The organism is Neoaquamicrobium microcysteis, assembly GCF_008180155.1.
Lineage (GTDB): Bacteria > Pseudomonadota > Alphaproteobacteria > Rhizobiales > Rhizobiaceae > Aerobium > Aerobium microcysteis.
Genome location: NZ_VSZS01000036.1, coordinates 1 through 9,281, shown reverse-complemented (window position 1 = coordinate 9,281; position 9,281 = coordinate 1). Strand labels below are relative to the sequence as shown.

At 60.5% G+C, this 9,281-nt stretch carries 9 protein-coding genes and 1 pseudogene; 2 read left to right on the top strand and 8 right to left on the bottom strand.

Annotated features, from left to right (window positions below; all coding sequences use genetic code 11):
- The 6 genes and pseudogenes from FY036_RS00195 to copM all read right to left on the bottom strand — a co-directional run.
- Positions 1 to 413: pseudogene (locus FY036_RS00195) on the bottom strand (hypothetical protein); the annotation flags it as partial.
- Positions 414 to 514: 101 nt separating this feature from the next.
- Positions 515 to 2,569, bottom strand: a complete 2,055-nt coding sequence (locus FY036_RS00190; RefSeq protein ID WP_235897423.1) for a heavy metal translocating P-type ATPase — start codon at positions 2,567 to 2,569, stop codon at positions 515 to 517.
- Positions 2,570 to 2,680: 111 nt separating this feature from the next.
- Positions 2,681 to 3,211, bottom strand: a complete 531-nt coding sequence (locus FY036_RS00185) for a cytochrome b (RefSeq protein WP_148912722.1) — start codon at positions 3,209 to 3,211, stop codon at positions 2,681 to 2,683.
- An 81-nt stretch (positions 3,212 to 3,292) separates the two neighbouring features.
- Complete coding sequence (locus FY036_RS00180; RefSeq protein WP_148912721.1) at positions 3,293 to 3,916, bottom strand: class I SAM-dependent methyltransferase; 624 nt, start codon at positions 3,914 to 3,916, stop codon at positions 3,293 to 3,295.
- 159 nt (positions 3,917 to 4,075) lie between these two features.
- Positions 4,076 to 4,474, bottom strand: coding sequence for a Cu(I)-responsive transcriptional regulator (gene cueR, locus FY036_RS00175; RefSeq protein ID WP_148912720.1), 399 nt, complete (start codon positions 4,472 to 4,474; stop codon positions 4,076 to 4,078).
- 120 nt (positions 4,475 to 4,594) lie between these two features.
- Positions 4,595 to 5,086, bottom strand: a complete 492-nt coding sequence (gene copM, locus FY036_RS00170) for a CopM family metallochaperone (RefSeq protein ID WP_148912719.1) — start codon at positions 5,084 to 5,086, stop codon at positions 4,595 to 4,597.
- A 561-nt stretch (positions 5,087 to 5,647) separates the two neighbouring features.
- On the opposite strand from copM, the gene FY036_RS00165 reads away from it, so the two are divergent.
- Positions 5,648 to 6,091 (top strand): DUF305 domain-containing protein, encoded by a 444-nt coding sequence (locus FY036_RS00165; RefSeq protein WP_201744660.1) that lies wholly within the window; start codon positions 5,648 to 5,650, stop codon positions 6,089 to 6,091.
- Positions 6,092 to 6,106: 15 nt separating this feature from the next.
- Here the strand turns inward: FY036_RS00165 and FY036_RS00160 are convergent, their stop codons facing one another.
- A complete protein-coding gene (locus FY036_RS00160) occupies positions 6,107 to 6,304 on the bottom strand; it encodes a heavy-metal-associated domain-containing protein (protein WP_148912723.1) in 198 nt (65 codons plus the stop codon).
- Between the two features lie 492 nt (positions 6,305 to 6,796).
- Positions 6,797 to 9,037 (bottom strand): hybrid sensor histidine kinase/response regulator, encoded by a 2,241-nt coding sequence (locus FY036_RS00155; RefSeq protein WP_210247458.1) that lies wholly within the window; start codon positions 9,035 to 9,037, stop codon positions 6,797 to 6,799.
- 30 nt (positions 9,038 to 9,067) lie between these two features.
- Between FY036_RS00155 and FY036_RS24005 the strand changes: the two genes are divergently transcribed.
- Positions 9,068 to 9,281 (top strand): hypothetical protein (locus FY036_RS24005; protein ID WP_210247457.1); only part of this gene is annotated, 214 nt, incomplete at its 3' end.

Genomic DNA, 9,281 nt, shown 5'->3' with positions numbered 1-9,281 from the left:
TGGAGCGCTCCGTAGGCGCCATAGATGATTTCGGGGTCGACGGGACTGACGGCAAGCTGATGGAAATCCACCGGGCCATTTGCGCCCGGCGATCGCTGCGTCCAGGTTGCCCCTCCATCCGTCGACACGATGAAGCCGAGATTGCCCCCCTCGGGAGGATGTCCGCTGCCGAAATAAGTCCGCGGCTCAGCCGGGTGCGCGGAGAACCCCATGAAATCCTTCACCGCCGAAATCCGAGTGGCCTGACCTTCAGGGTTTGCGCGAAAGACGCCATGATGGGTTGCGATGAGAAGATGGTCCGGAGCTTGGCGATCGACGGCCAGGCCATGGATATGAGTGTGCTGTGCGAGCGCTTCGACCGGCATGGTTTCAGCAAGGGCCGAGCCCAAAGGTACGAGGCAAATGACCAGCAATGCCGCCGTGATCCGCCTCAGTCCGTTCCGAAGCATCGTTTCAACTCGTCCCTTCGTGCCGGTAAGCGGCCGGCGTGAGCGTCGGGTCAAGAAAACTCCTGTCATCTTGTGATTTCTTCCCTTTTGTAGAAGCGCAGCAACTGCGCATTTATGGCCACAATGATGGTGCTGAGCGACATGAATACGGCGCCCACGGCAGGTGTCATCAGAAAGCCCGTGCCAAAGGTGATGCCAGCTGCCATCGGGATGGCGAAGGTGTTGTAGCCTGTTGCCCAGACAAGGTTCTGCACCATCTTGCGGTAGGTCGCCCGCGACAGTCCGAGAATGGCTGCCACGTCGCGCGGATCGCTTCGAACGAGAACAATATCGGCGGACTCCACAGCGACATCCGTACCGGCACCGATTGCAACGCCGAGGTCGGCCTCGACCAGCGCAGGCGCATCGTTGACCCCGTCGCCGACCATCGCGATCCGCCTGCCATTGCGGCGAAGCTCGGCGATCTTTGCGGCCTTCTGGTCGGGCAACACTTCGGCGTAGTATTCCTCGACTCCGAGTTCCGCCGAGACAGCCCGTGCGACACCTTCGGCATCGCCGGTTAGCATGATCGGGCGGATTCCAAGCGCCTTGAGGTCGTCGATCGCCTCTCGGGATTCGGGCCTGATGATGTCGGAAAGTGCAAATAGGGCCAACGGTTCGCCATCAACGACCAGCACTACGACCGTCTTGCCGTCTGACTCGAGCGCCTTCAGCCGCTCATGCGAGATTGCCTTACCCTGGCGTGCCAGATGGCCCGGGCTGACAATGGCAACGGCTCGGGCTTCCACGCGGGCCTCAATGCCTTCGCCGGTGATGTTGCGAACGCTCTCCGGCCGTGGATAGGCAACGTTCCGCGTCGTCGTCTCCGCAACAATGCCCTGTGCAATTGGATGCTCGGACTGGCTTTCAGCCGATGCGGCCAGCCGGAGGGCCTCGGTTTCACCCATCGATCCCAGAAGGACAACATCGCTGACCCCGAAGCGCCCCTCAGTGAGGGTGCCGGTCTTGTCGAACACGGCCGCGTCAAGGTTTCGTGCGCGCTCGAAGGCCGCACGGTCGCGGATGAGCAAGCCGTTTCCAGCGCTGAGCGACGTGCTGACGGCAACAACGAGTGGAACAGCAAGACCGAGCGCATGCGGACAGGCGATCACCATAACAGTCACCATCCGCTCAATGGCGAATTCCCAGCTCTCTCCCGCGATTGTCCACCAAGCCAAGGATCCGAAGCCGACGCCCAGAGCGATATAGGTGAGCCATCCCGCCGCCCGGTTGGCGAGATCCTGTGTGCGCGAGCGACTTGCCTGCGCGCGTTTGACCATGTCGATAACCTGGGAGAGATAGGTCGCTCCGCCAGTGGCCATGACCTCGATCGTGACGGCGCCAGCGCCGTTGATCGCGCCGCCGATGGCGCTGTCGCCAGCCTTCTTGGCAACCGGACGGGATTCTCCGGTCAGCATGGATTCGTTGAACGATGACGAGCCTTCGATGACACGCCCGTCAACCGGCACCTTCCCGCCGGGGCGCACGAGAATATGGTCCCCAGGCGTCAGGGCAGCGATCGGCATCTCGACGCCATTTCCGTGAGCGTCGATTCTGATTGCGCTGTCCGGCAGGAGCCGAACGAGCGCCTCCAGCGCACGCGAGGCGCCCATGACCGAGCGCATCTCGAGCCAGTGGCCAAGAAGCATAATGGCTATCAGCGTCGCGAGCTCCCAGTAAAAGGACATGCCCGGAAGCCCGAAGGTGACGGCCGCCGAATAGAAGTAAGCGACGGAGATTGCCATGGCGACGAGGGTCATCATGCCCGGCCGGCGATCACCGAGTTCCCTGAAGAACCCCGTCAGGAAGGGCCAGCCGCCGTAGAGATAGACGACGGTCGACAACACGAACAGCAACAGACCGTCGCCTGGGAAAGAGACTGCATCCTCGATGCCCAGCCAGTGCTGGATCATGGGGGAAAGGATCAGTATCGGTGGTGTCAGGATCAACGACACCCAGAAGCGCCGGCGGAAATCCTCCACCATCACGCCGTGGTCGTGAGCAGCGTGGGAGGCACTGCGGGCATCAAGCGCACGCGTTGCCGCCCGTGCATGAGAATGCTCATGATGATGTTCCGCCATGGCGACGCTTTCGACAAATAGGACGAGAAGTCCGAATCTGCCGCTTCCAGCAGATGGAAGGTCAAGCGGAATCGATTATTCGTCGTTCGTGGCTGGCTTGGTTTTGAACGGTCACCTGCCCCGAAGCAGCCGGCTGGGGAGCATTCGCCAGGCGACGCCGTCACGTCTCAGGAGATGCCATAGTGCAGCGGCGCCATGAATTGCGACGAGAAGGAACAGGATCCGCGTCAGGAGTACGTGGACGGGTCCGATGGTCTCGAAGTCGATGTAGCGCGCTCCAATTCCGGTCACCGGCAGCAAAAGAAGAACCGCGTACAGGGCCCAGTGATTGACACATGCGCCTATTCGAACCGCGCTATGCAACGTTCTGTCCTGCGCAGGTGCTTTCGACGCAACTCGCAGCAGGATTCGCAGGACGACGAGAGCACCGATCAGAAGGCCCAGAAAGGTGTGAATCTCATGCAAAAAGAGATCGAGCCGGGACGGTTCGAGGCCGGCGACATGATCCGCGTGAGAGCGCTCGATCCCACCTGAACTCCAGATCTGGACCATAACCAGGCCGACAACGGTCCAATGCAGTGCCTTCTGCCATGCTGAGTAGTCATTGTGAACCGGAACGATCATTGGACGGGATGCAGTCATCTTCGCATCGTGGCGGGGTACCCGCTAAGGCCGACTTAATGTCTCCGACCGAACGCCGTGCCGGACGGCTTCAGCAATTGCTCAAAGGCGTCTGAATACCGTGATGACGAAGTGCTGCGTGACCCCGCCCGGCGTGAGGTGCTCCTCCTTGCGGCATTCAACAAGATCGAACGGTTCACCGAGAAGCACCGCCAGATCGGCCGCGGAATAGCGACGAACCGGAAGGCCGCTGCAGCGCTCGGGACCGTCCGGCGCGAAGGCCGATATGATGACCGTCGACCCCGTCCCGGTGCCCGTCGTCAAAGCTTCGACATAGGCATGCTGACCCTCGCTATCTGTCAGGAAGTGAAGGACGGCACGATCATGCCAGACGGCATAGCTCCGCAGCGGTGTCCACTGCCTGAGGTCGGTCGCGATCATCCTGACCGTTGTCGAGTTCCTGCCGATGCGATTGCGGACCGCATCGAGGGCCTGCTCCGAGAGATCGAGCAGCGTGATGTCCGAATGGCCGGCCGCCAGGAGCGCATCGACAAGGCGAGAGGTGCCGGCACCGATATCGATGATCGGTGCACCAAGCGATGGCGCATATCTGCCGATCAGTTCCAGCGAGATGGCGGGGTCCGCCTGGAACCAGGAATGGGCCTCTTCGGCCTTGCCTGAATAGACCTCGTCCCAGTGCGCCCTGTCGGCTGAGAGTGTATTCATACTGGCCGCAGGCGCCTCGTGGAGCGCGCCTCCCTAGCGAAAGAAGATATATTTCACGAGAGCGGCGATGGCGAGCAAGACCAGGAGGGCGATCACAAGCCACCAGATGCCCATCCCCCACATCATGGCGTCGCTCATCATGGCGGTCGTCCCTCAGACCTAGTGGCTGGTCGTCCTGCCGGATAGCCCGTCGATGATCGGGCAGTCCGGCCGCGCATCGCCGTGGCAGGTCTCGACCAAGTGCCCGAGCATTTTGCGCAAACCCGTCAGTTCAGCGATCTTGCGGTCGATCTCGCCCAGTTTCTCTGTGGCGATTGCCTTGACGTCCGCACTGGCGCGATCGCGATCGGAATACAGTGACAGGAGCTGCCGACACTCCTCAACCGAGAAGCCGAGGCTTCGCGTCCGCTGAACGAAGCGCAGCCGGTGGACGTCCTCGTCGGAATAGTCCCGATAGCCATTGGCCGCTCGGTCGGCCCGCAGGAGACCGATATCCTCATAATAACGAATGGTCTTGGGCGGCAGGCCCGACCTGCGGGCCGCAGATCCGATGTTCACGGCGATCACTCCAAAACTGTTTGCCCTGTATATGGGGGTTCCAGCCACCGGAAGCTCAAGAGATATGTGCGCGACCGAGGAAGTGGCCGTGCGGGTTTCCCCGCACGACCAGGTTCACCTTCAGTTGGCGTTCTCAGCCAGCCAGTTGGTCATCTGCTCGATCTCGGCGACCTGTGCCTCAATGATTTCCTCGGCAAGCGCGCGCATCTGCGGATCCTCGCCATGCTCAATCAGCACCTGCGCCATGTCGATGGCGCCTTGATGGTGAGCGATCATACCGCAGGCGAACGCCACATCGGCGTCCTCATTCATCATGCCTTCGTGCATGGCGGGCATGGTGATCATCATCTTGCGCATGTTCTCCTGGACATGCTCGGGCATGGCCTCGAGGTCCATGCCTCCCATCCCCATCATGTCCATCATGGCAGAATGCATGGCTTCATTCTGGTTGCCGTGCATGCCCCCATGGCCCATTGACGAATGATCCATCGCACCGGATGCGGATGCCGTGCACTGCTCGGGAAGCTTGAATTCGGTCTCCTGGGCAAGCGCCGGCATGGACAGGCTGGCGGCCGCCACAGCGGCCATGAGAATTGTCTTTACGGGTTTCATCGGAAGTCTCCTGTTGAATCTGTGTGGATCTCAGTCAGACAAGGAGACGTCGTGGAGGTGGAACGGCTACTCCGGGATCACTTGCCGATACCGCGCAGGCACCGGCCTGCGCTTTCTCGCTGCATACTCCCAGGAACGCCACAGCGATCGGATCGACTATCAATCCGGGGTGACATATGGTCATCAAACAGCAAATGGGCCCCGATGACCGACAGTCGGGCTGAGGTTCGCCTAAGCCGCGATGGTCATGCTTGTCGAAGAGGTGATCGGAGTGGGCTTCAGCCTGATGAGGATCGACATCGGCGGGAAGATTGGCCGCGCTTGAACCGAGCGGAGCCCATACCGCCCCCATCGCTATTGCGAGCAGGGCCACAAAGAGCACATGGGGCCATCCTGCGAGCTTCAATGCATCCTCGTTGGCATGTGAGAATTGGGAACCTGAGTTCGCTCTATCAGTTCCCCAAAAGATGGCTGTTTAGAGGACGACGGAATACCGCGCGGAAGCAGCAGAGCAACCAGCTTTACTGGAAACACAGACGCGCGCCGAGAGGATCGAGCATGATCAAATACCTACGGTTTGCGGCCATGATCGGAACGTCCACCGCGATCATGTACGGGCTGATGTACCTCAACACCTATTCCACCGATCACCTCTACTGGAGCGAAACCCGTGCCTATATGGCTTTGATCATGGGTTCGACGATGGCCGCCGTGATGCTGCTCTTCATGCTGCACATGTATCGAAACAAGGCCGTCAATGTCGCCATTCTCGCCACGGCGGGGATCGTCTTTGCGGGTTCTCTCTACATGGTTCGCTCTCAAGCATCGGTCGATCAGCTGGAATGGATGAAGGCGATGATCCCGCATCATTCGATAGCCATACTCACGAGTGAGCGCGCCGGCCTCGCCGACCCACGCGTGCGCGCCTTGGCCGACGAAATCGGCACGACGCAGCGCGAGGAAATTGCGGAGATGAAAAGCCTTATCGCCGAACTCGAGCGATAAGCCCCCGCGCAAGGTTCAAGCCACCCGTCGAGGGGGATAGCCGGCATCATTGAGGCTGCCCACAATTGCTGCTTCAGCGGCGTTCGAGGCCACATGTACCTGCTTGCCTGCCAGGTCGATCTCGACCTTCGCCTGGCTGTCCACAGACTGGATTGCCTTGGTGACGCTTTTGGCGCAGCCGCCGCAGTTCATATTGTCGATCTGGAACTGCATCATTCTCTCCTTCGAAACCCGGTATTCCTAAAGATGGGGCATCCAGCGGGTGGAAGGTCAAGGAGAGCGTTTTTTTGTGGCATTTCCGCCAGCGCTGTGACCTTCCCTGTTCATTGCCAGCCGTCCGGCGGACGCCGTCTCGTGATCCACGCATAACCGCTCTTGGGAATGCTGGCCGGTCAGTTTGCGTACGGTGTTTAGAATGGCTGCCGGCTTCGGTGAGCGATGAGTCTTGGCAGGTGTTGATGGAGGCAGAGCCAACAGCAGCACGTAATTGGAGCCACATTGTCATCGGATCCCGGACAAGTCTCCGCGCCAAAGATTTGCATGCTCGATTTCACTATCTTTCGGCCATTCCTTATATCGGGGCTCGCCATGCAGACGACGCGCGGCAGACCGTCGGCATCCGCCGTTGCCCGACCTTCGTCACGAAAAAACTCAAGGCTTAAGCCCGCAGCCTCTCTGCGGTCCGGACTCGTATGAGATGTTTTATCAGGCTGAACCGGCCGCGTAACGGCGTTCGTCCGTCAAGCTAGAGCCGTCCATGGCGGACATCGTGTCAGCGAGCGCCCGCTCGAGCTCTCCGCACAGCGCTTGGCCCCTGATGTGGTCGGCACCGACTTCGTCTTCCAGCATTTGGCATATTGCGCGGCATCGCGCCGCTCCGGCGCTAGAGCACATGGACTTGAGGGCATGCGCCAGCTTGGCGGTCTCGTCTGCGCGCTTTGTGTCAATGGCCGCACGCAGTTCTGCAACCGCTTGGGGCGCATTGCTGGCGAAAAGGCCGAAGACGCGGCTGGCTATGGACTGTCCCCCTTGCCCGAGGGTTGCAAACATGGCGAGCGTATCACGCGACAGCAGTGGGACGTCGCGCCAGGCCATCGCCTGCGCGCCCCCAAGAGACGCGGGGGCTGTCGCCGGTTGATCGATAGCGTCTTTGGTTTGCGCGAGAGCCCTCGCCAGCTGGGCGAGCGTGAAGGGCTTGGCGACGTACCCGTCCATGCTTGCACTTCGCCATCTCTGGGATTCGGGCCCGGTTACATGAGCCGTGAGAGCGACGATTTGGGCTGGCGTCCGCATCTTCTCGCGCTCGAGGTCGCGTATGCATCGCGTTGCTTCGAAACCATCCATGCCCGGCATCGAGCAATCCATAAAGATGACGTCGAAAGCATCCTGCTCGGCACGCTCGATTGCGGCCACGCCGCTGTCGGCAATGGTCGGCGTGACGCCTAGACTAGCTAATGCCTCAATCAGCACTTCGCGGTTGACTGCATTGTCGTCGACTGCGAGAATCTTGAGGCCAGTGAAGCTGGGCAGAGTTGCCGTCCGGTTATCGGCATCCACGTCGTCGCGCAGGGACGAAAAGTCGGACATAGCAAGACAGGAGGCTATCCGGTCGACGTCGCGGCTGCGCAGCGGAAGGTCGATTTGGGGGGCATTTCTCCATTCTGGAGCGGCTTCAAGGCCCGCCAGAGAGCCGATCGAACGGAGCAATATGCGCGGAGCATATTGGTCGAGCGCGGGCTGCAGGCTGGCGAAACCGGCCAGATCGGCGACCACGAGGTCTATATCCTGCGCTCTTGCTTCGGTAACGATGTCCGCTCCCCGGGCAGCAAAGGCGCCCCGGGCAGCGCGCAGGGTGCGGCCGTCGGCAATGGCAAGCATTATGCGCGTCTTCGAGATATCGACGGTAGGTGGGGCCGAAGCCAGAATTTGCAGCTCCAGGGCGACCCGGAAGATCGAGCCATGACCCTCCACGCTTTCGACTGTTATTGTTCCGTCCATCGCTTCAACGAGCCGCTTTGTAATCGACAGGCCTAGGCCCGTGCCGCCGTATTTGCGTGTCGTGGACTGATCCGCCTGCGTAAAGCGTTCGAAGACACGCGCCAGCGCTTCGGGCGCCATGCCGATCCCGCTGTCACGGACCGCGATCTCAACGGCGAGTCTACCCCTCGCGGCTTGGCGCGCCGAGACTTCGATGTCCACGCCCCCGCTTTCAGTGAATTTCAGGGCGTTGTTGACCAAGTTAGTGACGATTTGGCCAATTCGGGTCGGGTCGCCCGCGAGTTCCGTCGGCAGGTCATGCGGCACATGCGTGGCGATCGACAGCCCCTTTCCGCGCGCCTTCTCTGCGAAGAGGCTTGCAACGTCCTCGACAATGGTTTCAAGGCAGAAGGGGATCGATTCAAGTTGAAGGCTGCCAGCCTCGATCTTGGAAAGATCCAATATGTCGTTGATGATGTTGAGAAGACCGTGACCGGATCGCTTGATGATCTCCGCGAACCGCAATTGCTTGGGCGTAAGCTGCGCACCGGCGAGCATCTCCGCCATCACCATCATGCTGTTCATTGGTGTCCTGATCTCGTGGCTCATGGTCGCCAGAAAGTCCGACTTCGCCTGATTGGCGCGCTCGGCCTCTTCCTTGGCGTTCTGAAGCTGCGCCGTGCGCAGTTTCACGGTCTCTTCCAGAGAATCGTTGAGCTCGCGGAGTTTCCTATCCCGCTCGCCAAGCTTACCCAACATTATGTTGAACGCTCCGATAAGAATACCGACTTCATCGTTCCGCGTCGTATTGAGCCTCAGGGAGAGTTCTGAGCCCGCCCCGATGGCCGACAACGTGGTGGCCAACTGGCCGAGCGGGGAAACCAGCTGCCGGATAAGGTGCCACGCAACTAACCCTGTAAGGGCCAACACGACGGCGGCGATCGCCATCGCCTGAAGGAAGCGCTCCATATACTCCGCTCTGATCCATCCGATCTCGGCATGCAACTCGAGAGTGCCGACCTGCTCGCCACCTCTGACGATGCCTTCCTGCACCGAGATCATTTCGGCAGTGAACACGGAAAGAAGGCCGCGTTCCTCTACGGTGTCCGTCGTCAGGGTTTTTGGGACAACCGGCGGCGTGAGCTAACGGAGGCTCTGGTCCATCAGGTTTGTCACATTAGGCCGCTGCATCTCGATGAAGCAAGCGGCGCTG